Below are 26,615 nucleotides of genomic sequence, written 5' to 3'. Positions count from 1 at the left end.
CCGCGCGGACCGCCGCGGGCGTCAGGCGAAGGCGCGGGCGAGTTCCAGGACGAGCGGTTCGCGCAGCTCCGGCGCCTCGACCCGCTCCACGCGCACATCCGTGCACTCCACCCAGCCCGCCGCCTCCACCAGGGCCCGAGCCACCTCCGGGACCGCCTTGGGCCCCTCCAGGGTGACCTGCTTGGCCACCAGGGTGCGGCCCGCGCGGGCCGGGTCGACGCGGCCGACGAGCCGGCCGCCGGCGAGCACGGGCATCGCGAAGTAGCCGTGCACCCGCTTCTGCTTCGGGACGTAGGCCTCCAGGCGGTGGGTGAAGCCGAAGATCCGCTCCGTGCGCGCCCGCTCCCAGATCAGGGAGTCGAACGGGGACAGCAGCGTCGTGCGGTGCCGCCCGCGCGGCGGTGCCGCGAGGGCCGCCGGATCGGCCCAGGCCGGCTTGGTCCAGCCCTCCACCGCGACCGGGACCAGGCCCGAGTCGGCGATCACCGCGTCGACCTGCTCGGTCCTGAGGCGGTGGTAGTCGGCGAGGTCCGCACGCGTCCCGACGCCCAGGGACCGGCCCGCCAGGCCGACCAGGCGGCGCAGGCACTCGGTGTCGTCCGGCTCGTCGTGCAGCAGCGCCGGCGGGATCGCGCGCTCGGCGAGGTCGTAGACCCGCTTCCAGCCGCGGCGCTCGACGCACACCACCTCGCCGTACATCAGGGCGCGTTCGACGGCGACCTTGGTGCCGGACCAGTCCCACCACTCGCTGGTGCGCTTGGCGCCGCCCAGCTCCGTGGCCGTCAGGGGGCCCTCCGCGCGCAGCTGCTTGACGACCTGTTCGTAGACGCCGTCGGGGAGTTCGTGGTTCCAGTGCGGGCGGTCGCGGTAGGCGCGGCGGCGGAAGGCGAAGTGGGGCCACTCCTCGATGGGGAGGACGCACGCGGCGTGCGACCAGTACTCGAAGGCGTGCGGCGGCCGGGAGTCCGTCCTCCAGTACGCCTCCTCGACGGCCCTGCGGCCCACGGCGCCCAGACGGGCGTAGGGGACGAGCTCGTGGGAGCGGGCCAGGACGGAGATCGTGTCGAGCTGCACCGCGCCCAGGTGGCGAAGGACGCCCCGGACACCGGAGCGGCGGTCGGGGGCACCGAGGAGGCCCTGGGCCCGCAAGGCGATGCGGCGGGCCTCGTCCGCCGAGAGTTCCGTGATCGGACGCGGGTGGGTCGTCATGGGTCCGCACGATAGGGGGTGGCACTGACAACCGGGACCGGACCGGCCTCACCCCCGGCCCGGCAGGTACGGCACCGTCGACGGCAGCCCCAGGTCGGAGGGGAGGAGGGAGCCCACCCAGCAGTCCCGCAGCACTCCCTTGTTGTTGACCGCCGAGCGCAGGGTGCCCTCGACGGTGAAGCCCGCGCGTTCGGCCACCGCGCGGGAGGACCGGTTGCCCACCTCCGCGCGCCACTCCACGCGGTCGATCGACAACCGGGTGAACGCCCAGCGCGCGACGGCGACGGCGGCCTCGGTGACGTAGCCGTTGCCGCGGTGCTCCTTCGTCCCCCAGAAGCCGATCTCGCCCACGCCGAGGGAGCGCATGGTGATGCCGAGCATGCCCGCGAGGTCCCCGGTGGGGAGGAAGACGCCGAAGGTGAACATCGAACCGTTCGCCCAGCCGTCCGGGGCCATCTGCTCGGTGAAGCCCCGCGCGTGCTCCGGCAGGTACGGGGAGGGGACGGTGGTCCAGCGCTGGATGTCGGGGTCCTGGCAGGCGGTGTACACCGCGTCGGTGTCCTGCGGACCGACCGTGCGCAGCAGGAGGCGGTCGGTGGTGAGCGTGACGGGTTCCATCGGGCGATTCTGGGGGGTGGGCCGGGAACGGCGCCAGGCACGTGGCCCCGAGTGAGAAGACGATCACTCTTCGTGCAATTCCCCGGGGCGACACGGCACCATCCGGGCGCCCCGGACGTTGTGTTTTTCGACGCAGCCGTGCAACAGATGGGAAGCGGCACACGGCCGCCGTCACTGCGGGCCTCCCGGCGCGGTGGGGTCCTCGCATACGATGGCCGTTGCCCAATCAGTGAAACGGAAACCGACCGTCCCAGGCCCGACCGGCAAGGAGACCAACCCCCGTGTCCGTCCTCTCGAAGATCATGCGTGCAGGCGAAGGCAAGATCCTGCGCAAGCTGCACCGCATCGCGGACCAGGTCAACTCCATCGAAGAGGACTTCGTCGACCTCTCCGACGCCGAGCTGCGGGCCCTCACCGACGAGTACCGGGAGCGCTACGCCGACGGTGAGAGCCTGGACGACCTGCTGCCCGAGGCGTACGCCACCGTCCGCGAGGCCGCCAAGCGCGTCCTGGGCCAGCGGCACTACGACGTCCAGATCATGGGCGGCGCCGCCCTGCACATGGGCTACGTGGCCGAGATGAAGACCGGTGAGGGCAAGACCCTCGTCGGCACCCTGCCGGCGTACCTGAACGCCCTGGCGGGCAAGGGCGTCCACATCATCACGGTCAACGACTACCTGGCCGAGCGCGACTCCGAGATGATGGGCCGCGTCCACAAGTTCCTGGGTCTGAGCGTCGGCTGCATCCTCGCCAACATGACGCCGGCCCAGCGCCGCGAGCAGTACGCCTGCGACATCACCTACGGCACGAACAACGAGTTCGGCTTCGACTACCTGCGCGACAACATGGCGTGGTCCAAGGACGAACTCGTCCAGCGCGGCCACAACTTCGCCATCGTCGACGAGGTCGACTCCATCCTCATCGACGAGGCCCGTACGCCGCTGATCATCTCCGGCCCGGCCGACCAGGCCACCAAGTGGTACGGCGACTTCGCCAAGCTGGTCAAGCGCCTCAAGCGCGGCGAGGCCGGCCAGCCGCTCAAGGGCATCGAGGAGACCGGCGACTACGACGTCGACGAGAAGAAGCGCACCGTCGCCATCCACGAGTCCGGCGTCGCCAAGGTCGAGGACTGGCTGGGCATCGACAACCTGTACGAGTCGGTGAACACCCCGCTCGTGGGCTACCTGAACAACGCCATCAAGGCCAAGGAGCTCTTCAAGCGCGACAAGGACTACGTCATCATCGACGACGAGGTCATGATCGTCGACGAGCACACCGGCCGCATCCTCGCCGGCCGCCGCTACAACGAGGGCATGCACCAGGCGATCGAGGCGAAGGAGGGCGTGCCGATCAAGGACGAGAACCAGACGCTCGCCACGATCACGCTCCAGAACTTCTTCCGCCTCTACAAGCGCCGCGACCACAACGGCAAGGAGATCCCCGGCCTGTCCGGCATGACCGGTACGGCGATGACCGAGGCCGCCGAGTTCCACCAGATCTACAAGCTCGGCGTGGTGCCCATCCCGACCAACCGGCCGATGGTCCGCAAGGACCAGTCCGACCTCATCTACCGCACCGAGGTCGCCAAGTTCGAGGCGGTCGTCGACGACATCGAGGAGAAGCACCGCAAGGGGCAGCCGATCCTCGTCGGCACCACCTCGGTGGAGAAGTCCGAGTACCTCTCGCAGCAGCTCAGCAAGCGCGGCATCCAGCACGAGGTGCTGAACGCCAAGCACCACGAGCGCGAGGCGTCGATCGTCGCCCAGGCCGGCCGCAGGGGCGCCGTCACCGTGGCCACGAACATGGCGGGCCGCGGTACGGACATCAAGCTCGGCGGCAACCCCGAGGACCTCGCGGAGGCGGAGCTGCGCCAGCGCGGCCTCGACCCCGAGGAGCACATCGAGGAGTGGGCGCAGGCCCTGCCCGAGGCGCTCGCCCGGGCCGAGCAGGCGGTCAAGGCGGAGAAGGAGGAGGTCGAGAAGCTCGGCGGCCTCTACGTCCTGGGCACCGAGCGGCACGAGTCGCGGCGCATCGACAACCAGCTCCGCGGCCGTTCCGGCCGTCAGGGCGACCCCGGCGAGTCCCGCTTCTACCTCTCGCTCGGCGACGACCTGATGCGTCTGTTCAAGGCCCAGATGGTCGAGCGCGTGATGTCGATGGCGAACGTGCCGGACGACGTGCCCATCGAGAACAAGATGGTCACGCGGGCCATCGCCTCCGCCCAGTCGCAGGTCGAGACGCAGAACTTCGAGACCCGCAAGAACGTCCTGAAGTACGACGAAGTCATGAACCGGCAGCGCGAGGTCATCTACGGCGAGCGGCGCCGCGTCCTGGAGGGCGAGGACCTGCACGAGCAGATCCAGCACTTCATGGACGACACCATCGACGCCTACGTCCAGGCCGAGACCGCCGAGGGCTTCCCCGAGGACTGGGACCTGGACCGGCTGTGGGGCGCGTTCAAGCAGCTCTACCCGGTGAGCATCAGCGTCGAGGAGCTCGAGGAGGAGGCCGGCGACCGGGCCGGACTGACCGCCGAGTTCATCTCCGAGTCCATCAAGGACGACATCCGCGCCCAGTACGAGGCCCGCGAGGCGCAGCTCGGCTCCGAGATCATGCGTGAGCTGGAGCGCCGGGTCGTGCTGTCGGTCCTGGACCGCAAGTGGCGCGAGCACCTCTACGAGATGGACTACCTCCAGGAGGGCATCGGCCTGCGCGCGATGGCGCAGAAGGACCCGCTGGTCGAGTACCAGCGCGAGGGCTTCGACATGTTCCAGGCCATGATGGAGGGCATCAAGGAGGAGTCGGTCGGCTACCTGTTCAACCTGGAGGTCCAGGTCGAGCAGCAGGTCGAGGAGGTCCCGGTCGAGGACGTCAAGCCGGTGGCCGACCTGGAGAAGCACGACGCGGTGCCCGCGCAGGCGGGTGCGCGCCCGGAGATCCGCGCGAAGGGGCTCGACGCCCCGCAGCGGCGGAACCTGCACTTCTCCGCGCCGACGGTGGACGGCGAGGGCGGCACCGTCGAGGGCGAGTTCGCCACCGACGACGAGCCGGTGCGCTCCGAGGCCGACGGCCTCACCCGCGCGGAGCGCCGCAAGCAGGCGCGGGGCGGGCGTCGCCGCAAGAAGTGAGCGGGGCCGCTCCGTGCGGAGCGGTTCCGGGCGGGCCGAGGGCCGGGCACCCCGGGGTGCCCGGCCCTCGGGCGTCCTCCGCGCGGTCAGCGGTCCTCCGCGCGGTGCGGGCGGGGGCCGCCCAGCTCCACGGCGGTGCAGCGCCAGCGCAGGTCCCGGCCCCGCTCCAACCGGAACGCCAGGGCGCGCAGCCGGTCGCCGGCGCCGATCCGGGCGAAGACCTCGAGGGCGCCCTCGCGGGGAACGAAGTAGCCGATGTCCCGTACGACGGGCCGGACGCCGCGGGTGCGCAGCGGGCCGTGCTCGGCGAGCCGGGCCAGCTCGTCGTAGGCGCGGCCCGCCGTGTGCCGCAGCATGGCGTGGACGGGCCGCTGCCCGCTCAGCACGGCGAGGAGCAGTTCGGCGAAGCGGTCGGTGGGGCGGGGCTGGGGGACGGCGGGCCGGTGCGGTACCTGGGCGGGGACGCCGGGCGCGGTCTCCCGGCCGGAGAGCGCCCGGGAGGCCCGGACGGAGGCCGCCCGCGCGGTGGTGGACGGCGGGCGGTTGTCCGCGGGGCGCCGGAGCCGGGCGCCGGGGGAGGGGCGTCCCTCGTCGGGGGAGGGGGCGCGGGCGGCGGTTCCCGCGGGAGTGCGGGGCGGGACGGCGCCGGCGGGGCGGCGGGAGTCGCGGCGGTGGGCCGGGCGGGTGCCGGGGCGGTGCTGAGCCCTGGTCATGACCTTGTTCACGGGGACCCCGTTCGAACGGGCCCGGGCGTCGCCGCCGGCTCGGGGCCGGGCGATACCGGGCGGTAACTTCGTGGTTGGGGATCTTGTACGGGGCGGGACGGTACGGCGGCAAGGAACCGGGACACGGGTCGGAGCGGCCGGGAAGTTCACCTATCCGAGTGATCGACGGGGCGCCGGCCCCCTACCGGAGCGGGCGCACCGGGTGACGTCCGGGCCCGGAGTGGACGCGGTCGAGGGGGCGGGCGGGGACTCGATGGGGGACGCCGCACGTATCCTGAAGGCTCTCCGGACCGGGCACGACCGCCCGCACCGGGTGCCCGGCGGACCCTCCGACCACGAAAGCGGCCGACATGCGCGTCTACGTCCCCCTGACCCTCCCCGGCCTCGCCGAGGCGCACCGGACGGGCGAGCTGGGCGACGGACCGCTCCTCGCGTACGCCGTGACGCCCGCGCTGCGCGAGTGGTACCTCTCCGACGACATCGAGGAGCTGGAGTACGCCGCGCTGAGCCGCGCCGCGCTGGCCTCCCTGCGGCTGCTGGCGGCGGACCCCGACGCGCCCCGGCGCCGGGTGGTGGTCGCCGTCGACGTACCCGACCGGGCGGCCGCGGTCGACCCCGACCGGGGGCTCGACCCGGCCGCGCTCGGGGAGGTGCGGGTCGCCGGGCCCGTGCCGCTGTCCGAGGCGGCCGCGGTGCACCTGGACGCGGCGGACGCGGAGGCGGACGTGGCGGCCGCCGCCCGGGCGCTGCCCGCGGCGGACGCCGGGGACGACGACGCGCGGTTCACGGTGGACGGCGCGGAGGACCACGAGCTGCTGTGGTACGCCACGCAGGAGATCCCCGACCTGGTGGCCCCGGCGGACTGAGCGCCGTCCGGGCGGTCCGGCCGGGGCGCCGACCTGCTGTTCTCCTGGATGTCGGCGCCGGCGGGTACGTTCTTGGGCATGGGGATGCAGAGGGACGCGCACATCGTCTGGGACTGGAACGGGACGCTGTTCCACGATGTCGACGCGGTCATCGGGGCGACCAACACGGCCTTCGCCGAGCTGGGACTGGAGCCGATCACGCTGGAGCGGTACCGGGAGCTGTACTGCGTGCCGGTGCCGAAGTTCTACGAGCGGCTGATGGGGCGGCTGCCGAGCGGGGCCGAGTGGGAGCTGATGGACGCGACCTTCCACCGGCACTACACGGAGCACCGGGTGCGGTGCGGGCTGGCCGAGGGCGTGGTGGAGCTGCTGTCGGGGTGGTCGTCGGCGGGACGCAGCCAGTCGCTCCTCAGCATGTACGGGCACGAGGACCTGGTGCCGCTGGTCCGGGACTTCGGCATCGAGTCGCACTTCCTGCGGGTCGACGGGCGGACCGGGCCGTCCGGGGGCAGCAAGGCGGAGCACATGGTGCGCCACCTCGGCGCGCTGACCGGTGTGGATCCGGCGCGCACGGTGGTGATCGGCGACGCGGTCGACGACGCGCTGGCCGCACGGCACGCCGGGGCGCAGGCGGTCCTCTACACCGGCGGCTCCCACGGTCGGGCCGGCCTGGAGGCGGTGGGCGTGCCGGTGGTGGACACCCTGGCCGAGGCCGTGGCGGAGGCGGAACGCCTCGCGGCGTGAGGATTCCGGTGACCTCGCGGGCCCGCCGGGCGCCCTCCTGCCCGGTCGTCACCGAATGTGCACTGTGCAGAACGTCAAACTTCGCCCCATGGTTTTGTACACATACGGCTCATGACGGGCCCCCGGCGAGGAGCGATAGCCTTGGTGCCGTGATCAGCGCGATACCTCGCGGGGACATGGACGTCTCCGCTGTGCGCCCGGAGAGCACGGACGACAACCGTGACCGGGCGGCGGCCGCTGGTCCTCACGGGCGGGACGGGACCCGACGGGCACCCGGGACGCGGTGCGTCCCCCGGGGACGGAGGGCGCGGAGAGCAGCGTCACACCCGTCGGACACCTCGGGATCGGCCGAACGGCCCCCGCTCGTCTCCCCTTGCGGCATAGCGTCGACACAGACTGGACACCCCGTGTCGTACCACCGCACCACAGGGTCGGAGACCGTACTTCCTTCTACGTCACGCAACGGCGCGCGACAGGAGCCAGAGGATCATGCAGACCAAGCTGGACGAAGCCAAGGCCGAGCTGCTCGAGAGGGCCGCCCGGGTAGCTGAGAACAGCCCGGCCGGGGGGAAACTACCGACCGGGACGGCGGACGGGGGTGCTCCCGACCGGGAATCCGTGCTCGCGTTCCTCCAGCGCTTCTACCTGCACACCGCACCGGAGGACCTCACCGACCGCGACCCGGTCGACGTCTTCGGGGCCGCTGCCTCGCACCACCGGCTGGCCGAGAACCGCCCGCAGGGCACGGCCAGCGTCCGGGTCCACACCCCGACCGTCGAGGAGAACGGCTGGACCTGCAGCCACTCCGTCGTCGAGGTGGTCACCGACGACATGCCCTTCCTGGTCGACTCCGTCACCAACGAGCTGACCCGCCAGGGCCGCGGCATCCACGTGGTGATCCACCCGCAGTTCGTGGTCCGCCGGGACGTCACCGGCAAGCTGATCGAGGTGCTCCCCACCCCGCCCGGCGACGACCTCCCGCACGACGCGCACGTCGAGTCCTGGATCCACGTCGAGATCGACCGCGAGAGCGACCGCGGTGACCTCAAGCAGATCACCGCCGACCTGCTGCGCGTCCTGTCCGACGTCCGTGAGGCCGTCGAGGACTGGGGCAAGATGCGCCGGGCGGCGACCGGGCTGGCCGAGGGCCTGTCCGACGAGCCCGTCCCCGGCGACCTGCCCCAGCAGCAGGTCGAGGAGGCCCGCGAGCTGCTGCACTGGCTGGCCGACGACCACTTCACCTTCCTCGGCTACCGCGAGTACGAGCTGCGCGAGGACGACTCGCTGGGCGCCATTCCCGGCACCGGCCTCGGCATCCTGCGCTCCGACCCGCACCACGCCTCCGCCGAGGGCCACCCGGTCAGCCCGTCCTTCGAGCGGCTGCCCGCCGACGCCCGCGCCAAGGCGCGCGAGCACAAGCTGCTGGTGCTGACCAAGGCGAACAGCCGGGCCACCGTGCACCGGCCGTCGTACCTGGACTACATCGGCGTCAAGAAGTTCGACGCGGACGGCAACGTCGTCGGCGAGCGGCGCTTCCTCGGACTGTTCTCGTCCGCCGCCTACACCGAGTCCGTCCGCCGGGTGCCGGTGATCCGGCGCAAGGTCGAGGAGGTGCTGGAGCGCGCCGGGTTCTCGCCGAACAGCCACGACGGGCGCGACCTGCTCCAGATCCTGGAGACCTACCCGCGCGACGAGCTCTTCCAGACCCCGGTCGACGAGCTCCAGGCCATCGTCACCTCCGTCCTCTACCTCCAGGAGCGCCGCCGGCTGCGGCTCTACCTGCGCCAGGACGAGTACGGGCGCTACTACTCCGCCCTCGTCTACCTGCCCCGCGACCGCTACACCACCGGCGTCCGGCTGCGGATCATCGACATCCTCAAGGAGGAGCTCGGCGGCACCAGCGTCGACTTCACCGCCTGGAACACCGAGTCCGTCCTCTCCCGGCTGCACTTCGTGGTCCGGGTCCCGCAGGGCACCGAGCTGCCGCAGCTCTCCGACGCCGACAAGGAGCGCATCGAGGCCCGGCTCGTCGAGGCCGCCCGCTCCTGGGCCGACGGCTTCGCCGAGGCGCTGAACGCCGAGTTCGGCGAGGAGCGCGCCGCCGAGCTGCTGCGCCGCTACGCGGGCGCCTTCACCGAGGGCTACAAGGCCGACCACTCCCCGCGCGGCGCGGTCGCCGACCTCGCCCGCATCGAGCAGCTCGACGACGAGCGGAACTTCGAGCTCAGCCTGTACGAGCCGGTGGGCGCGGGCCCCGAGGAGCGCCGCTTCAAGATCTACCGCAAGGGCGAGGCGATCTCCCTCTCCGCGGTGCTGCCGGTGCTCCAGCGGCTCGGCGTCGAGGTCGTCGACGAGCGGCCGTACGAACTGCGGTGCGCCGACCGCAGCGTGGCCTGGATCTACGACTTCGGCCTGCGCATGCCCAAGCTGACCGGCGCCGCCGCCGACCACCTCGGCGACGACGCGCGCGAGCGGTTCCAGGACGCCTTCGCCGCGACCTGGACCGGCAAGGCGGAGAACGACGGCTTCAACGCCCTCGTGCTGGGCGCCGGACTGACCTGGCGCGAGGCCGTGGTGCTGCGGGCGTACGCCAAGTACCTGCGCCAGGCGGGCTCCACCTTCAGCCAGGACTACATGGAGGACACCCTCCGCAACAACGTCCACACCACCCGGCTGCTCGTCTCCCTGTTCGAGGCCCGGATGTCGCCGGAGCGTCAGCGCGCCGGACACGAACTGGTGGACGCCCTGCTCGAGGAGCTCGACGCCGCCCTCGACCAGGTGGCCTCGCTCGACGAGGACCGCATCCTGCGCGCCTTCCTCACCGTCATCAAGGCGACGCTGCGCACCAACTTCTTCCAGAAGACGGACGACGGCACGCCGCACGACTACGTCTCCATGAAGTTCGACCCGCAGGCCATCCCCGACCTGCCGGCGCCGCGCCCGGCGTTCGAGATCTGGGTGTACTCGCCGCGCGTGGAGGGCGTGCACCTGCGCTTCGGCAAGGTCGCCCGCGGCGGCCTGCGCTGGTCGGACCGCCGGGAGGACTTCCGCACCGAGATCCTCGGCCTGGTCAAGGCGCAGATGGTGAAGAACACCGTCATCGTGCCGGTGGGCGCCAAGGGCGGCTTCGTCGCCAAGCACCTGCCCGACCCGAGCGTCGACCGCGACGCCTGGCTGGCCGAGGGCGTCGCCTGCTACCGGACGTTCATCTCGGCACTGCTCGACGTCACCGACAACATGGTGGCCGGCGAGGTCGTGCCCCCGGCGGACGTCGTCCGGCACGACGAGGACGACACCTACCTCGTCGTCGCCGCCGACAAGGGCACCGCGAAGTTCTCGGACATCGCCAACGAGGTCGCCGCGTCCTACGACTTCTGGCTCGGCGACGCCTTCGCCTCCGGCGGCTCCGCCGGATACGACCACAAGGGCATGGGCATCACCGCCCGCGGCGCCTGGGAGTCCGTCAAGCGGCACTTCCGGGAGCTGGGCGTGGACACCCAGACCCAGGACTTCACCGTCGTCGGCATCGGCGACATGTCCGGTGACGTGTTCGGCAACGGCATGCTGCTCAGCGAGCACATCCGCCTGGTCGCCGCCTTCGACCACCGGCACATCTTCATCGACCCGAACCCGGACGCGGCCGCCTCCTACGCCGAGCGCCGCCGCCTGTTCGAGCTGCCCCGCAGCTCCTGGGCCGACTACGACACCGAGCTGCTGTCGGCGGGCGGCGGCGTGTTCCCGCGCACCGCCAAGTCCATCCCGCTCAACTCCCAGATCCGCGAGGTCCTCGGCATCGAGCCCGGCGTCACCAAGATGACCCCGGTCGAGCTGATGCAGGCGGTCCTGAAGGCGCCGGTGGACCTGCTGTGGAACGGCGGCATCGGTACGTACGTCAAGGCGTCCACCGAGTCCAACGCCGACGTCGGCGACAAGGGCAACGACCCCATCCGGGTCGACGGCAAGGACCTGCGGGCCGCCGTCGTCGGCGAGGGCGGCAACCTGGGCTTCACCCAGCTCGGCCGGATCGAGTTCGCGTTGCACGGCGGCCGGATCAACACCGACGCCATCGACAACAGCGCGGGCGTGGACACCTCCGACCACGAGGTGAACATCAAGATCCTGCTCAACGGCCTGGTCACGGACGGCGACATGACCGTCAAGCAGCGCAACAAGCTGCTCGCCGAGATGACCGACGAGGTCGGCCGCATGGTGCTGCGCACCAACTACGCGCAGAACACCGCCATCGCCAACGCCCTGGCCCAGTCCAGGGACATGCTCCACGCCCAGCAGCGCTTCCTGAAGCACCTGGTGCGCGAGGGCCTGCTCGACCGGGCCCTGGAGTTCCTGCCCACCGACCGCCAGATCCGCGAGCGGCTCGCCGCCGGCCAGGGCCTGACCGGACCGGAGACGGCCGTCCTGCTGGCGTACACGAAGATCACGGTCGCCGAGGAACTGCTGCACACCTCGCTGCCCGACGACCCCTACCTGAAGGGGCTGCTGTACGCCTACTTCCCGAGCGCGCTGCGCGAGCGGTTCCAGGAGCACATCGACAGCCACCCGCTGCGCCGCGAGATCACCACGACCGTGCTGGTCAACGACACGGTCAACACGGGCGGTACGACGTATCTGCACCGGATGCGCGAGGAGACCGGCGCGTCGCTGGAGGAGATCGTCCGGGCGCAGACCGCGGCCCGCGCGATCTTCCGCTCCGCGGTGGTGTGGGACGGGGTCGAGGCCCTCGACAACAAGGTCGACGCGGAGACCCAGACCCGGATCCGGCTGCACTCGCGCCGGCTGGTGGAGCGCGGCACGCGCTGGCTGCTCAACAACCGGCCGCAGCCGCTGGAGCTGGCGGAGACGGTGGAGTTCTTCGCCGAGCGCGTCGAGCAGGTCTGGGCGCAGCTGCCGAAGCTGCTGCGCGGCGCGGACCTGGACTGGTACCAGCAGATCCACGACGAGCTGTCCGGCGCCGGCGTCCCCGACGAGCTGGCCACCCGGGTCGCCGGGTTCTCCTCCGCCTTCCCGACGCTCGACATCGTGTCGGTGGCCGATCGGATGGGCAAGGACCCGCTGGACGTCGCCGAGGTCTACTACGACCTCGCCGACCGGCTGAACATCACCCAGCTGATGGACCGCATCATCGAGCTGCCCCGTGCCGACCGCTGGCAGTCCATGGCCCGCGCGGCGATCCGCGAGGACCTGTACGCGGCGCACGCGGCGGTGACCGCGGAGGTCCTGGCGGTGGGCAACGGCTCCGCGACCCCGGAGCAGCGCTTCCAGCTCTGGGAGCAGAAGAACGCGGCGCTGCTCGGCCGGGCCCGCGCCACGCTGGACGAGATCCACGGTTCCGACTCCTTCGACCTCGCCAACCTGTCGGTGGCGATGCGGACGATGCGGACGCTGCTGCGCAGCCACTCCTAGGCCGTACGGCCCCGCCCGCGCGGACGGGGCCGTACGCCGACGAACACGACGCGGGGGCGCCCCGGGCCCGCCCGGCCCGGGGCGCCCCCGCGTGCGTTGTGGTGCCTTGGGTGGGTGTCGGGAGCGATTCCGTGGAGAACCCGCCGTTTCGGGCAAGGGTCCTACGTGACCGTCCGCTCCTCATCGTCCGCCGCAGCGTCCGCCGCACCCGAGAGGGCCGGCAGGCGGCCCGCCGCGATCCGTCCGGCGGCCGTCGGCCGCGCCGTGGCCCGGACCGCCCTCGGGCTCCTCCTCGTCCTGATGGTCCTGGTGATCGTGCGGCTCCCGTGGATCGGCGACCTGGGCATGCACGCGGCGACCCTGCAGCGCCTGCGGCACAGCCCGCTCGACCCCGGCAACCCGCTGGTCGACGCGGACACGCCGAGCCCGTACTACTCGCCGTGGATGCTGCTGCTCGGCACGGTCGCCCGGGTGACGGGGCTGTCCGTGTTCGTCGTCCTGCGCCTGGCCGCCGTCGTCGGACTGGCGCTGCTGGTGACCGGGGTGTGGCGGTACGCACGGACGTGGAGCACGCACCGGGACGCGCCCGTGCTCGCCCTGCTGAGCCTGCTGCTCCTGTGGGGCACGACCCCGTTCCTGTGGAGCGGCTTTCCCGGACTCACCTCGCTCGCGCTGACGGTGTCGTACCCGAGCACCTTCACCCTCGGCCTCGCCTTCCACTTCTGGGCGTGGCTGACGGGGGCGCTGCGCCGCGGGGCCGGGTGGGGGACGTGGCTCGGGCTGGGGGCGCTGTGGGCGGTGATCCTGCTCTGCCACCAGTTCTCCGGGGTGGTGGCCACGCTGGGCGCGTGCGCCGTCGTGCTCGGGACGCGGTCGGGGCGCGCGACGTGGCCGCGGCCGGCCGCCGGGCTGCTGCTGGGGGTGGCGGTGCTGTGGGCGTGGCCGTACTACGACTTCTTCGCGCTGTTCGGCGCCGGATCCGGCCTGGAGCCGGTGCACCGGGTGCTGTACGCGGACCTGGCCGCGCGGTTCGGGCTGGTGCTGCTCGGGGTGGCGGCGCTGGCCGCGCGGGGGCGGCGGGACCGGCGCGATCCGCTGGTGCTGTTCTTCCTGCTGGGCGCGGGGGTCGTGGCGGCCGGGTGGCTGAGCGGCCACTACTCGTGGGGGCGCGCGCTGCCCGCCGTGGTGATCCCGGCGCAGCTCGCGGTGGCGCTGGAGGCGGTCCGGGCGGGACGGCGGGGGGTGCGCGCCGGCTGGGCGGCCCTGCTCGCCGGGACGCTCGCCGTCGGGGCGTGGGCCCAGGCGGGGACGCTCGGGTACGTGGTACCGCACGGTGCCCTGCCGCAGGCCGTCCGGGACGGGTACCGGCCGCCGTGGACGGGGTACGGCTGGATCACGCCGTGGGTGGGGTACGGGGACGTGGTCATGGCCAGGACCGCTCCGGCCCGCCGGATCCCGGCGTACGGGCCGTACACGGTCGCTCCCGGCTACCCCGACTTCTTCCTGCCGGACGAGGGGCGCCGGGCGGCGGCCACCGAGGAGTACTTCGCGGCGGGGACCCCGCGGGGGGCACGGCGGGCCATCGAGCGGGAGTACGGGGTGCGCTGGGTGGTGGACGAGGCCGGGACCCTGGACGACGCCGGGCTGCGGGCGGTGGCGCGGGGACCGGAGGGGCAGGTGCTCTACGCGGTGCCGTGAGCCGCGGCCTCACACCGCCTTCGCCCGCACCGCCTTCGCCCGCACCACTTTCGCCCGCACCCCGCCGTCCTCACCGCAGCGCGCTCGCCACCAGGCGGGCCGCCCGGCGCACGCTCGGGCGGGCCACCCGGCGGGCCACCGGGCGCAGCACGCCCGCCGTGATCCCGACCGGTTCCCAGCTCACCTGGAGCCGGCCCGGACCGTGCCCCTCCGGCTCGACCGTGACCCGGTGCGGGGCCGTGCCGGAGCGGTAGGGGACGCGGGCGGTCAGGGCCGGGAAGCCGAGCGGCGCCAGCAGCAGCCCCGTGTTGCCCTGCCCCCGGTGGGTGAGGCGGACCATCGGGTGGCGCACCCCGGCGAAGCCGCTCAGCGGGAGGGACGCGGCCGCGAGGTCGACGCGGACGCGGCCCTCGAAGACGCCGGGACGGACGGGGGAGAGGCGGAAGGGGACCGTGAGGCGGCGCCGGCCGGGAGTGAGGAGGAGGGCCGCGCGCTGGGGGCCGACCGGCAGCCGCAGGGCCGGGTCGTACGTCCGTACGGCCAGCTCGACACCGGCCCCGGGACCCCGGGTGATCTCCGTGATCTCGTGGCGGAACTGGGCGCCGAAGAACGGGCGGGTGTCCAGCTCCAGCTCGGTCAGGTCCAGTTCGCGGCGGGCGTCGGCGGAGTCGGGGACCCGCCCGCCCCAGTAGGTGCGGCCGTCCGCGTCCCTGGTCACCTGCCGCGGGGCGACGCCGTGGCCGAGGCCGCGGGCCGCCAGCCGGGCCTCGTCCAGGCGCCGGTCGCGGATCAGCCGCAGCACCACCCGTTCGGCGCGCGGCAGGCGGGCGTACGCGCCCGGGGACAGCGTGTCCAGGTAGGGGTTCACCAGGTCCGCGAAGGCCGCCAGCCACTCCTCGTCCCGGTGCGGCAGGTCGCCCGCGTACATCCGGAAGTCGTGCTTGAGGAACTTGTGGTCCTTGTCCTCGCGCAGCGCCTCGTGCCCGCTCTCGGTCAGGAAGGCGTCGATGAGGCGCTGGACGTGGATGCGGTCGCGGACGTTGCCGAGCCGGTGCCGCTGGTTGGAGATGGACGCCGCGTCGGCGGCGGCGTACGGGGCGATGTACCAGAGGTACACCGGCTCCGGGACGATCGTGAACCGCTTCGCCAGGCAGTACGCCTGGGCGGAGAAGAGCTGGTCCTCGTAGTGGATGCCCTCGGGGAAGCGCAGGGCGTGCCGGTCGAGGAAGGCGCGGGCGTACATCTTGCTGGTCGACAGGTGCTCGAAGAACAGCCGGGGGTCGGCCTCGATGCCGTCCAGGGTGCGGCGCTCGCGCACGAGGTGCGGCATCCAGGTGGAGCGGCGGCCGGTGTCCGTCCGGATCCGCCGCACCGCGCCCATCGCGAAGTCGATCTCCCGTTCGCGGTGGGCGGCCAGCAGCAGGGCGACCGCGTCCTCGGGGAGTTCGTCGTCGCTGTCGAGGAACATCAGGTACGGCGCCCGCGCGATCTCCAGGGCCCGGTTGCGCGGGGCGCTGCACCCGCCGCTGTTGTGCGGCAGGCGCAGGTACCGGATCCGGGGGTCGCGGGCCGCGAGCTCCCGCGCCACCCGGGGGGTGTCGTCCGTCGAGTGGTCGTCGCTGATGACGATCTCGAGGGCGCGGTGGGTCTGGCGGCGGACGGACGCGACCGCGCGGGGAAGCCGCTCGGCGTCGTTGTGCACGATCACCGTCACGGTGACGTCGGGGGTGCCGGGGGTGGTCACGGCGGGCATGCCTCCTCGGGACTGGGCGCCGGGGTGCGCTCCTCGAGCGGCAGCACCGGCGGCAGGGACGCCTCGTCCTGGCCGAGGAAGACCCGGCGCACGACGCGTTCGGCGGCGCGGCCGTCGTCGTACTCGCAGAACCGGCGCCGGAAGGCGGCCCGCGCCTTCGCCGCGCCCTCGTCGCGCCAGGCGTCCGTGGTGAGGATCTCGGTGAGTTCCTCCTGGGTGCGGGCCACCGGTCCGGGCGCCTCGGTCATCAGGTCGAAGTAGACGCCGCGGGTGGTGCGGTACGTCTCCCAGTCGTCGGCGTGGATCACCAGGGGGCGGTCGAGGTTGGCGTAGTCGAACATGATCGACGAGTAGTCCGTGACCAGGACGTCGGCGGCCAGGCACAGCTCCTCGACCGGGTCGTAGGACGAGACGTCCACGATGCGGCCCGAACGGCGCGGACCGGCCGGCGGGGAGGCGGTGCCGTCGTAGAAGTAGTGGCCGCGCACCAGCAGGACGGTGTCCTCGCCGAGGCGGTCGGCGAGCGCGGCCAGGTCCAGGCGCGGGGTCCAGCCGGCCTCGTAGTCGCGGTGGGTGGGCGCGTACAGCACGGCCCGGCGCCCCGGGGCGATGCCGAGGCGCTCGCGGACCGCGCGGACGTCGTCGGCACCGGCCGTGTAGTAGACGTCGTTGCGCGGATAGCCGTGGTCGAGCGAGACGAACCGGGAGGGGTACGCCCGCTCCCACATCCGGGTGGTGTGGCTGTTGCTGGAGAGGCTGTAGTCCCATTTGTCGACACGCTCCAGCAGGGCGGCGAAGTCCAGTCCCTGGGCGGCGGCCGGGAACGACATCTGGTCCAGGCCCATGCGCTTGAGCGGGGTGCCGTGGTGGGTCTGGAGGTGGACGGCGTCGGGACGTTTGACCACCGCGTTGGGGAAGTTGACGTTGTTGACGAGGTACTTCGCGGTGGCGAGCACCTCCCCGTAGCGGCGCGTGCCGGGGACGACGTGGTCGGTGCCGGGCGGGAGCAGGGCCGCGTTCTCGGCGGTCACCACCCACACCGGGTGGATGTGCGGGGCGAGTTCGGCCAGCTTGGCGGCGATCGCGGCCGGGTTGCAGGCGACGCCGCGGTTCCAGTAGGCGGCGAACACGGCCAGACGGGGATCGACCGGCCGGCGCAGGGCCCTGCGGTACTGGTGGTCGCGGACCCGGGTGCCGAGCTGCCGCCTGCCGGCGCGCACCGTGGACCGCACGGCGCGGCGGGTGCGGTTGGCGGCCTGGAAGGCGCGGTACCGGGTGTAGGCGCCCTCCTCGAGCAGCGAGCGGCGGACGCCGTCGAGGCCGGCGGGGCGCCGGTGGCCCTCGGGACGGCGGCGCAGGGCGGCGAGCGAGGCCCGGCGGAAGAACTCCCGGGCCACGTCCTCGGGCATGCCGCCGCGGGCGAAGGCGCGCAGGCAGTCCCGGACCATGATCTCGTAGAGCACGGTGTAGGCGGCGGGGCGGTCGCGGGTGAGGTCGAGGAGGCTCTCGTAGCGGTCGACGAGGGCGTAGTGCTGCTCGGCGGTGACCGGGGGGAGGCTGGCGGGCCGCAGCCGGCGGTCCTCGTGGGCGACGTGCGGCAGGCAGGCGACGCGGTCGGCGAGCAGGAGGGCGGCGAGGGCCGCGTGGGGTTCGTCGTCGGTGGTGAGGCGGTCCCGGTGGGCCCGCCAGAAACCGGCGCGCAGGACGCGGGTGCCGAGCAGCGGGGTCAGGCGCAGCAGGTAGGCGCTGTCGTCGAGGACGAGGTCGGTGCGGCCCGCGCGGGCGAGCAGGGGGCCGTCCGCGGAGGGCAGCCCGAGGGTGCGCCAGGTGCTGCGGACGTGGTCGATCAGCAGGACGTCCACGGTGGGGGGAAGCTCGGCGACGCGTTCGGCGATCGTGCGCGGGCCGCCGGGCGGCAGACCGTCCTTGGCGTGGACGAAGTGCAGCCAGCGGCCGGTGGCCCGGGCCGCCCCCGCCGCCCGGGCCGCCGCGTCGGACGTGCCGTCGGGCAGGGGCAGCACCTGGATCCCGGGGGCGTGCCGCTCGGCCGTCTCCTGGGCCCAGTCGCCGACGGCGGCGACGACGACCTCGGTGCCCGGGTGGGGGTGGGCGGCGAGGGAGTCGAGGAGGCCGGTCAGGTGGTCCTGGGTGTTCGGCCCGTGGACGATGACACTGAGCTCGGGCATCGCGGGGCTCCTTCGGCTGCTCGTCGTCGCTCCGGTCGTTCCGCTGCGGTCACTCCGTTTCAGTCATATTGGCATTAATGCGGCGGAAGGCGGCGCCGGGACGCGCGGGCGCGCGCCGCCCGGCCTCGTGCCGGCGGGGCCGGGGTCACTTGCCGGTGAACTTCTCGTACTCCCCGAGCACCTCGTCGGTCGGCCCGTCCATGCGCAGCTCGCCGCGCTCCAGCCACAGCACCCGGTCGCAGGTGTCGCGGATCGACTTGTTGTTGTGGCTGACCAGGAACACCGTGCCGGCCTCCTTGCGCAGCTCCCGGATCCGCGCCTCGGAGCGCTTCTGGAACTTGCGGTCCCCGGTGGCCAGCGCCTCGTCGATCATCAGCACGTCGTGGTCCTTGGCGGCGGCGATGGAGAACCGCAGCCGGGCCGCCATGCCGGAGGAGTAGGTGCGCATCGGCAGGGTGATGAAGTCGCCCTTGTCGTTGATCCCGGAGAAGTCGACGATCTGCTGGTAGCGGGCCCGGACCTCCGCGCGGGACATCCCCATGGCCAGCCCGCCCAGGACCACGTTGCGCTCCCCGGTCAGGTCGTTCATCAGCGCGGCGTTCACCCCGAGCAGCGAGGGCTGGCCGTCGGTGTAGACCCGGCCCCGCTCCGCGGGCAGCAGCCCGGCGATGGCCCGCAGCAGGGTCGACTTGCCCGACCCGTTGGAGCCGATCAGCCCGATCGCCTCGCCCCGGTAGGCCACGAAGGACACCCCGCGCACCGCGTGCACCGTGCGCACCCCGCGCCGCGCCTCGTCCCGGCCCCGGGCCAGGATGCGGCTGAGCGCCGCGGTGGCGCTGCCCCGCCCGCCCCGGGCGCCGTTGACCCGGTAGACGATGTGCAGGTCGTCGGCGATGACCGTGGGCACCCGCGCCCCCGCCGCGCCGGCCCGGTCGGTGTGCTCAGCCACGGCCGTACCTCTCCTCAGCCTTCCAGAAGTACACGAAGCCGGCCGCGCCGGCCAGCAGCGCCCAGCCCGCCGCGAACGCCCACACGTGCGGCGGCAGGTACCCCGCGCCGTAGCCGTCGATCAGCGCGAACCGCACCAGGTCCATGTAGATGGCCGCCGGGTTCCACTGCAGCACGTCCGCCAGCCACCCCGGCACGTCCCGGCCCGCCAGCATCGCCGGGATGCTGAACATCACCCCGGAGGCGTACATCCAGGTGCGCAGCACGAACGGCATCAGCTGCGCCAGGTCCGGCGTCCGGCTGCCCAGCCGCGCGAAGATCAGCGCCAGCCCGGCGTTGAAGACGAACTGCAGCGCCAGCGCGGGCACCACCAGCAGCCAGGACGGGCCGGGCACGCTGCCGAACGCCAGCACCACCGCCACCAGCACGACCAGCGAGAACAGCAGCTGCTGCAGCTGCTGCAGCGCGAACGAGAGCGGCAGCGCGGCCCGCGGGAAGTGCAGCGCCCGCACCAGCCCCAGGTTCCCGGAGATCGCCCGCACCCCGGCCAGCACCGTGCTCTGGGTGAAGGTGAACACGAACACGCCCGTGACCAAAAACGGCACGCAGATGTCGTGCGGGATGCCCCGGCGGGCGCCCAGCAGCAGCCCGAAGACGAAGAAGTACACGGCCGCGTTCAGCAGCGGCGTGGCCACCTGCCACAGCTGCCCCAGCCGCGCCTGGCTGTACTGGGCGGTCAGCTTCGCCTGCGAGAAGGCGAGGATGAAGTGCCGCCGCCCCCACAGCTGACGGACGTACCCCGGGAGGGACGGCCGGGCACCACTGACCGTGAGGCCGTGGCGGGCGGCGAGGGCCGCGAGGTCCTCCTCGGGCGGGGGGACCGGGGCGGGGGGCGGTGTGTGGAGGGCCTGACTCACATCCGCTGCTTTCGGTAGGGGGAGGGGGTGGCAGGGGGCGCGCGGTGCTCGCCCGTCGTTCTCCCGTACGCCTCCTGGCGTTCTCGTACGTCGGGACGGCACCGTATCGTCGCAACGGGAGCGTAGGTCGAATGTACGTCGGAACGCAACCGTTTCGTCGTCTCGTCCTATGCTGGTCCGCATGACGACGAACGCCGACGAGCCCCGGCCGCGCCCGCGGCGCAGGGCCCCCGCCGGGGCCGCCGTACTGCGGGAGGACGTGACGGAGGCCATCCGGGCGGCCGTCTTCGAGGAACTCGCGGCCGTCGGCTACGCGCGGATGTCGATCGAGGGCATCGCGCGCCGCGCGGGCGTCGGCAAGACCGCGGTGTACCGCCGCTGGCGCTCCAAACTGCACCTGGTCCTCGACCTGATGTCCGCGCTCGCCGTCCAGGGCCTGCCCGCGCCGGACACCGGCTCCCTCGAGAACGACCTGCGGCTGCTGTACGAGGTCACCTCCCGCGCCCTGCGCCACCCCGTCGCCTCGCAGATCCTCCCCGACCTCCAGGCCGAGGCCGCCCGCAACCCCGACATCGCCGAGGCCCTGCAGAAGGCGCTGCGGGAGGGCCAGGACTCGGTCGCCAGGTCCATCGTCACGGCGGCGGAGGAGCGCGGCGAACTGCGCCCCGGCGCCGACCACGCCCTGGCCCTGGACCTGATCTCGGGCCCGCTGTACTGGCGCTCGGTGGTGATCCGCGCCCCGAAGCCGCCGAAGGGGTACCTGGCCGCGCTGGCGAGGGCGACGACCCAGGCGCTGAAGGCACTGTGAGAGGGTGACGGCCCCTCGTCCGGGCGGGTCTCCCGCCCGCCGGGTCGAGCGCGGCGCGCACGGCGTCCTCCCGGCCGGCGGTGGTGCGCAGGGCGCGCTCGGAGGAGGCCGGGGCGGAGGGGGTCCGCGCGGATTATCCGCGCGCCGCCTCCGGGTGGTGGTGGAGCCAGCCGGCCCAGGCCGAGGTGATCATGTCGTCGACGCCGTGGCGGGGCTTCCAGCCGAGCTCGGCGGCCGCGCGGTCGGCGGAGGCGACGACGCGCGCCGGGTCGCCGGGGCGGCGGGCGGTGATCACCGGCGGGCGGTCGTGACCGGTGAGCACGTTGATGCGGTCGATCATCCCGCGGACCGAGACGCCCTCACCGCGGCCGATGTTGAGGGTGAGGTCCCGGCCGGGGGAGGAGCGCAGCGCGCGGGCCGCCGCCACATGGGCCTCGGCCAGGTCGACGACGTGGATGTAGTCACGGACGCAGGTGCCGTCCGGGGTCGGGTAGTCGTCGCCGAGGATGCGCGGGGAGGCGTTCCCGGTCAGCTTCTCGAAGACCAGGGGGATCAGGTTGAACGCGCCCGCGTCGGCGAGGCCGGGGCTCGCCGCGCCGGCCACGTTGAAGTAGCGCAGGCAGGCCGTGGACAGCCCGGCCGCCCTGCCGGTCGCGCGGACCAGCCACTCGCCGGCCAGCTTGGTCTCGCCGTAGGGCGACAGGGGCACGCAGGGGGTCTCCTCCGTGACCACCTCCACGTCCGGCATGCCGTACACCGCCGCCGAGGACGAGAACACGAAGGACGTCACCCCGGCCGCCCCCGCCGCCTCCAGCAGGACGCGCAGGCCCTCGACGTTCTCCCGGTAGTAGTGCAGGGGCCTCTCCACCGACTCGCCCACCTGCTTCTTCGCCGCCAGGTGGACGACGCCGGTGACCCCGTGCCCGGCGAGGGCGCGCGCCACCCGCTCGCCGTCCAGGGTCGAGCCGACCACCAGCGGCACCCCGTCCGGCACCCGGTCGGCGAGACCGGTGGACAGGTCGTCGTACACCACCACCCGTTCTCCCGCCTCGGTCATCGCCCGTACGACGTGCGCCCCGATGTAGCCGGCGCCGCCGGTGATCAACCAGGTCATGGATGGCCGTCCCCTCGTCATCGGTCCCCTTTGTACCGGTGCACCGGCTCTCAGTGAAGCAGGCGCCACAGCCTGCCGCGCAGGACCGAGACGACACCGCGTACGCCGGTCGCCACCCGCAGGGCCAGCGCGCCCGAGTGCGTGGCGTACGGCCGCACCAGCACCACGCCGTGCCGGGGGCTCGGCACCGCGCGGCGGCGCAGCAGCCCGGGCCCGGCGAGCGCGTGCGCGGTGACGCGGCGGCCCGACCCGTCCCGGAAGCGCACGCACAGCCGCAGGTCCCAGGCGCCCGTGCCGATCGCGGCCAGCCGGTTCGGCGGTACGGCCGTCTCCGCGGACCAGACGCCCCCGGCGGACGCCCGCAGGGGGACCGTGCGGCGGACGGCCACGCCGTCCCGCTCGCGGTGCCGCCACTCCACCTCCACCGACTCCGGCCCCGCCGCGGCCACCCGCCCGTACAGCTCGTGCAGGCGCAGCCGCAGCCGGAAGCCGCTCCCCGCGCGGGGGCGCAGTTCCGCGTCCACGGCGAGCGGCAACCGGGGCACGGGACGGGTCAGCAGCGGCTCCAGGGTGAGTCCGGGCAGGTCGGCCGACCAGCAGGGGGTGCCGTCCTGCGTACGGGCGTAGGGCGGGCACAGCCGGGCCGGGCGGGCGGCCAGTTCCCGCAGGCGGGGCAGGTCGCGCGGCTCCGGGGAGGCCAGCACCACCCGTCCGATCAGCCGGCCCGGTGCGGCCGGGTCGCGCGCCCAGTCGTCCGCGTCGTAGTCCGCGAGGAAGGCCCGGGTGTGCGCCCACCACCGGCGCCGGTAGTCCTCGTCGCGCAGCGGCAGCTCGCGCGCGTACATGCGCAGCTCGCGGTCGAGGAACTTGGCCCGCGCCCCGCGCGCCAGCCGTTTCTGCCCGGCGTCCAGCAGGACGGCGTGGGCCGTGCGGCAGGCGCGCGTGCGGGCCTGCCAGTTGTCGATGCCCGCGCGGTCCAGCGAGATCGACAGCCGCCGGGCGGACCGGCGGACGTGCCAGACGTACACCCGGTCCGGGACCAGGGCGACGCGCGGGGCGGCGGCCCACACGCGCGCGGTGAAGACGAAGTCCTCGTAGGGGAAGCGGCCGTCGGGGAAGCGGATGCCGTGCTCGCGCAGGAAGGCCGTGGCGTAGAGCTTGTTGACGCAGAGGGTGTCGTGGACCAGGCGCGGGCGGCGCGCCGGGCGCGCGAGCACGGCGGGCGCGGCGTACAGGTCCGGCTCCCACGGCACCTCGCGCCCCGAGGGCAGCTCCCGCCGTACGCACAGACCGCCCGCGACCTGGGCGCCCGCCCCGGTCGCCGCGGTGAGCAGGGCGTCCACCGCGCCGGGCGGGAGGACGTCGTCGCTGTCCAGGAACATCACGTGGGGCGAGGTCACCGCGTCGAGCCCGGTGTTGCGCGGGGTGCCGCAGCCGCCGCTGTTGACGGGGAGGCGGATCACCCGCAGGCGCGGCTCGTCGGCGGCCAGCCGGTCCAGCAGATCGGCGCTGCCGTCCGTCGAGCAGTCGTCGACGGCGACGACCTCGCGCACGGCGGGCCCCTGTCCGAGGGCCGAGCGCACGGCGTCGGTCACGTGGGCGGCGTCGTCGTGGCCGATGACCACGACGGAGACCTGGGAGTGGTGGGGGTGCATGGCGTCCTCGGGGCGTATGGGCGGTTCGTTGGCCTTTTGCCCGTTCGGGGACGTTCCGTACACGTCGTCGCGGCGGTGGACGAGGGGGGCGGGCGGCGGACGGCGGACGCCTTCGCGCCGGCCGGTGCCCCTACGCGTTCTCCGCCGCCGCGTCCAGGGCCGCGGTGAGCCGGTCGAGGTGGGCCCGCAGGGCGTGGACCTCGTCGATCCCGAAGCCGGTCGCGGCGGTGATCCGCCGCGGCACCTCCAGGGCCCGCTCGCGCAGCGCGGCGCCCTCCTCGGTCGGCCGCACCTCCACCGAGCGCTCGTCGCGCGCACTGCGCTCCCGGCGCACCAGGCCGGCCGCCTCCAGCCGCTTGAGCAGCGGGGACAGCGTGCCGGAGTCGAGTCGCAGGTGTTCGCCGAGCTTCTTCACGGGCAGGGCGCCGTGCTCCCACAGCACCAGCATCACCAGGTACTGCGGATAGGTGAGTCCGAGGTCCTTGAGGATCCCCCGGTAGACGCCGTTGAAGGCGCGGGACGCGGCGTGCAGGGAGAAGCAGATCTGCTGGTCGAGGCGGAGCCAGTCGTCGGCGGGGGCCGCCGGGGGCGTGGGGGCCGGGGTCGGTGTCATGGCTCCAGGGTAGCTCTTGGGGGCCATTCAGTTGTGTGCAATTGAATTGTGTGCTCTACTTGTGGCCGCGGAGGGGGCCGAGCAGGCCGCCCCGCCCACCGGTCATCGAGAGGGAAGGGTCTCCCCATGGACGCGCTCTACACCGCTGTCGCCACCGCCACCCACGGCCGCGAGGGCCGCGCCGTCACCTCCGACGGCAAGATCGACGTCGGTCTGAGCGCTCCCGTGGAGCTGGGCGGCGACGGCCGGGGAACCAACCCGGAGCAGCTCTTCGCCGCCGGTTACGCGGCCTGCTTCGGCAGCGCCCTCGGCGCGGTCGGCCGCGCCGCGAAGGTCGACGTGAAGGACGCCTCGGTGACCGCCGAGGTCGGCATCGGCAAGCAGGGCGAGGGCTTCGCGCTCGCGGTGACGCTGCGCGTCGAGCTGCCCGAGGGCGTGGACGAGGAGACCGGCCGCAAGCTGGTCGAGCAGGCCCACCAGGTCTGCCCCTACTCCAACGCCACCCGCGGCAACATCCCGGTCGACCTCGTCATCGAGTGACCGCCGGGCGGCGCCGGCCGCCCGCCGCTCATTCCCCGATCCGCGCCAGCACCTCCCCCGTCCGCCGGCTCCACGTCACCACCACCGCCTCCTCGGGCACCCGCTGCCGGGGCGTCAGCAGCAGCCAGCGCGCGTGGTACCGGCGGACGATCGCGGCGCGGTCGGCGCGGGTCGAGCCGGGGTCGAGGTACGCGCGCACGTCGGCCGCCCGCCGCTCGCGCTCCCGTTCGTCCAGGGACGCGTCCGGCCAGGCGGGCGCGGCGAGGTTCGGGCCGTACCCCGCGATCGCGTGGACGGCGTGGTAGCCGTCGGTGATGACCACCTCGCCCGGCCCGATGTGCCGTGCGGCCCACGCGTACTCCGGCCAGTCGGGCGGCTGCGCGAAGCCGGCCGGCACCACCGCCCCGGCCTGCACGGTCAGGAACCCGGCGCAGGCCCCCGCCGCCGCGGCCCCGCCCAGCACCCGCCGCCACACCGGCCACGGCCGGGCCGCCGCCAGCTCCACCGCGAGCGCGAACTGCAACGGCACCAGCGTCAGCCCGAGGATCCTGCCGTAGGTGTAGTGACCGCTCACCCAGCCGTACGCCACCACCAGGCAGTCCAGCGCGAACATCAGCACCAGCGGATCGCGCCCCGCGGTGCGCCGCGCCCGCAGCCACAGCGCCGGAAGCCCGAGCAGCGCCAGCCAGAACTGCCCCCCGAGGTCCAGGTACAGCCGCCGGTGCATCGCGTCCACGCTGTCGTCCCCGGCCAGCGCGAACACGTCGGAGTACGGCCAGCACGCGGCGACCGCCACCGCCACCGCAGCCGTGAGCGCCCACCGCCCCACGAGCGCCCGCTCCCAGTTCCGCTGCCCCCCGGCGACCAGCGCCACCGCGCCCAGCGCCGCCGCCACCGCGGTGATCGGGTGCACCAGCAGGACCAGCCCGTACAGCACGCCCAGCGCCGCGTACCCGGACAGCGGGCGCAGCCCGCCCGGACCGACGTACCGCACGGCCGCCGCGTCCCGGGCCCGCGCCCCCGTCAGCGCCCACGCCCAGAAGGTGAGCCCGATCGCGAACGCCGACGGGTACGGCAGGGTGCCCGTCATCGACATCAGGCCCAGGTAGCCGCTCCACCAGGCCCGCTCCGTGCCCCACAGCAGCGTCATCGCGGCGAGCGCCAGCACCGGCGCCCAGGGACGCGGGGTCAGCACGCGGACGAAGCGGCCGATCCCGGTCAGCAGCACCAGCAGGTTCAGCGGCCCGGTGAGCCGGACCACCTCCCAGCCGCCCAGCCCGGTCAGCCGGGCGAACACGCCCTGGGCCAAGGCGAACGGCGAGTAGTAGGCGCTGCCCGCGCCCGGCAGGTCCGCCGTCGGATGCCGGGGACGCAGCAGGTCGGCCCGGAGGCGTTCGACGACCGCCGCGTGCTGCCCGGCGTCGCAGCACAGCGGCACGCGCCAGTACGCCAGCGACATCACGAGCCAGAAGAGGAAGCCGAAGAGCTGGTACGGCGTGGGGCGCCAGGCGACGCCGCCGCGCAGTGCCGTGGCACCGCGCAGGGTGCGCCGGACGACGACTCCGGCGCTCACCGGAGGGCGGGGGAGAGGAGCGTCCGAGGCATCTGCCCAATGTTCCCGATCGGACCGGCGACATGACCCGGCGTCACCTCATCGGGTGACGCGGGGGGG

Annotated in this window: 18 protein-coding genes; 7 read left to right on the top strand and 11 right to left on the bottom strand. The window is 73.6% G+C overall.

Going from position 1 to position 26,615, the window contains the following annotated elements; genetic code table 11:
* Positions 1-21 precede the first annotated feature (21 nt).
* Positions 22-1,209 (bottom strand): winged helix-turn-helix domain-containing protein, encoded by a 1,188-nt coding sequence (locus CP969_RS16150; protein WP_016825991.1) that lies wholly within the window; start codon positions 1,207-1,209, stop codon positions 22-24.
* A gap of 48 nt (positions 1,210-1,257) precedes the next feature.
* Entirely contained in the window at positions 1,258-1,827 is a 570-nt protein-coding gene (locus tag CP969_RS16145; protein WP_016825992.1) for a GNAT family N-acetyltransferase, read from the bottom strand.
* A 281-nt stretch (positions 1,828-2,108) separates the two neighbouring features.
* On the opposite strand from CP969_RS16145, the gene secA reads away from it, so the two are divergent.
* Positions 2,109-4,955 carry a preprotein translocase subunit SecA gene (gene secA, locus CP969_RS16140; protein ID WP_016825994.1) on the top strand — a complete coding sequence of 949 codons (2,847 nt, stop codon included), beginning with the start codon at positions 2,109-2,111 and terminating at the stop codon, positions 4,953-4,955.
* An 86-nt stretch (positions 4,956-5,041) separates the two neighbouring features.
* Here secA and CP969_RS16135 read toward each other — a convergent pair whose 3' ends face one another.
* The gene (locus CP969_RS16135; RefSeq protein WP_150474938.1) at positions 5,042-5,680 is read right to left on the bottom strand and encodes an Rv3235 family protein; all 639 of its coding nucleotides are present in this window, start codon (positions 5,678-5,680) and stop codon (positions 5,042-5,044) included.
* 350 nt (positions 5,681-6,030) lie between these two features.
* Between CP969_RS16135 and CP969_RS16130 the strand changes: the two genes are divergently transcribed.
* The 4 genes from CP969_RS16130 to CP969_RS16115 all read left to right on the top strand — a co-directional run bounded on the left by CP969_RS16130 (position 6,031) and on the right by CP969_RS16115 (position 14,409).
* On the top strand, positions 6,031-6,546 hold the full coding sequence (locus CP969_RS16130; RefSeq protein ID WP_004987329.1) for a DUF6912 family protein: 516 nt from the start codon (positions 6,031-6,033) through the stop codon (positions 6,544-6,546).
* Positions 6,547-6,624: 78 nt separating this feature from the next.
* Positions 6,625-7,290: an HAD family hydrolase gene (locus CP969_RS16125; RefSeq protein ID WP_016825998.1), complete on the top strand. Its 666-nt coding sequence runs from the start codon at positions 6,625-6,627 to the stop codon at positions 7,288-7,290.
* A gap of 489 nt (positions 7,291-7,779) precedes the next feature.
* A complete protein-coding gene (locus CP969_RS16120; protein WP_016825999.1) occupies positions 7,780-12,711 on the top strand; it encodes an NAD-glutamate dehydrogenase in 4,932 nt (1,643 codons plus the stop codon).
* 165 nt (positions 12,712-12,876) lie between these two features.
* Complete coding sequence (locus CP969_RS16115) at positions 12,877-14,409, top strand: hypothetical protein (protein WP_016826000.1); 1,533 nt, start codon at positions 12,877-12,879, stop codon at positions 14,407-14,409.
* Between the two features lie 70 nt (positions 14,410-14,479).
* Here the strand turns inward: CP969_RS16115 and CP969_RS16110 are convergent, their stop codons facing one another.
* The 4 genes from CP969_RS16110 to CP969_RS16095 form a co-directional block, all read right to left on the bottom strand.
* On the bottom strand, positions 14,480-16,162 hold the full coding sequence (locus CP969_RS16110; RefSeq protein WP_004987345.1) for a glycosyltransferase family 2 protein: 1,683 nt from the start codon (positions 16,160-16,162) through the stop codon (positions 14,480-14,482).
* Entirely contained in the window at positions 16,150-18,348 is a 2,199-nt protein-coding gene (locus CP969_RS16105; RefSeq protein ID WP_016826001.1) for a CDP-glycerol glycerophosphotransferase family protein, read from the bottom strand. Before CP969_RS16105 ends, CP969_RS16110 begins: the two co-directional genes overlap by 13 nt.
* Before the next feature lie 145 nt (positions 18,349-18,493).
* Positions 18,494-19,297 carry an ABC transporter ATP-binding protein gene (locus CP969_RS16100; RefSeq protein WP_016823658.1) on the bottom strand — a complete coding sequence of 268 codons (804 nt, stop codon included), beginning with the start codon at positions 19,295-19,297 and terminating at the stop codon, positions 18,494-18,496.
* Positions 19,290-20,213, bottom strand: coding sequence for an ABC transporter permease (locus CP969_RS16095; RefSeq protein ID WP_016826002.1), 924 nt, complete (start codon positions 20,211-20,213; stop codon positions 19,290-19,292). Before CP969_RS16095 ends, CP969_RS16100 begins: the two co-directional genes overlap by 8 nt.
* A gap of 181 nt (positions 20,214-20,394) precedes the next feature.
* Here CP969_RS16095 and CP969_RS16090 point away from each other — a divergent pair, with 181 nt between their 5' ends.
* Complete coding sequence (locus CP969_RS16090) at positions 20,395-21,021, top strand: TetR/AcrR family transcriptional regulator (protein WP_078495524.1); 627 nt, start codon at positions 20,395-20,397, stop codon at positions 21,019-21,021.
* Positions 21,022-21,154: 133 nt separating this feature from the next.
* Here CP969_RS16090 and galE read toward each other — a convergent pair whose 3' ends face one another.
* The 3 genes from galE to CP969_RS16075 all read right to left on the bottom strand — a co-directional run bounded on the left by galE (position 21,155) and on the right by CP969_RS16075 (position 24,403).
* Positions 21,155-22,135 carry a UDP-glucose 4-epimerase GalE gene (galE, locus tag CP969_RS16085; RefSeq protein WP_016826004.1) on the bottom strand — a complete coding sequence of 327 codons (981 nt, stop codon included), beginning with the start codon at positions 22,133-22,135 and terminating at the stop codon, positions 21,155-21,157.
* 50 nt (positions 22,136-22,185) lie between these two features.
* Positions 22,186-23,790, bottom strand: a complete 1,605-nt coding sequence (locus CP969_RS16080; RefSeq protein WP_150474937.1) for a glycosyltransferase family 2 protein — start codon at positions 23,788-23,790, stop codon at positions 22,186-22,188.
* A gap of 130 nt (positions 23,791-23,920) precedes the next feature.
* The gene (locus CP969_RS16075; RefSeq protein ID WP_016826009.1) at positions 23,921-24,403 is read right to left on the bottom strand and encodes a MarR family winged helix-turn-helix transcriptional regulator; all 483 of its coding nucleotides are present in this window, start codon (positions 24,401-24,403) and stop codon (positions 23,921-23,923) included.
* Between the two features lie 126 nt (positions 24,404-24,529).
* Between CP969_RS16075 and CP969_RS16070 the strand changes: the two genes are divergently transcribed.
* On the top strand, positions 24,530-24,943 hold the full coding sequence (locus CP969_RS16070) for an organic hydroperoxide resistance protein (RefSeq protein ID WP_004987361.1): 414 nt from the start codon (positions 24,530-24,532) through the stop codon (positions 24,941-24,943).
* A gap of 28 nt (positions 24,944-24,971) precedes the next feature.
* On the opposite strand, the gene CP969_RS16065 is transcribed toward CP969_RS16070, so the two are convergent.
* Positions 24,972-26,516, bottom strand: a complete 1,545-nt coding sequence (locus tag CP969_RS16065; RefSeq protein WP_016826010.1) for a hypothetical protein — start codon at positions 26,514-26,516, stop codon at positions 24,972-24,974.
* Between the last annotated feature and the right edge of the window lie 99 nt (positions 26,517-26,615).

The organism is Streptomyces viridosporus T7A, assembly GCF_008704515.1.
GTDB classification, from domain to species: Bacteria; Actinomycetota; Actinomycetes; order Streptomycetales; family Streptomycetaceae; genus Streptomyces; species Streptomyces viridosporus.
The sequence above is the reverse complement of the archived record's forward strand: the minus strand, read 5'-3'. Positions and strand labels throughout refer to the sequence as shown.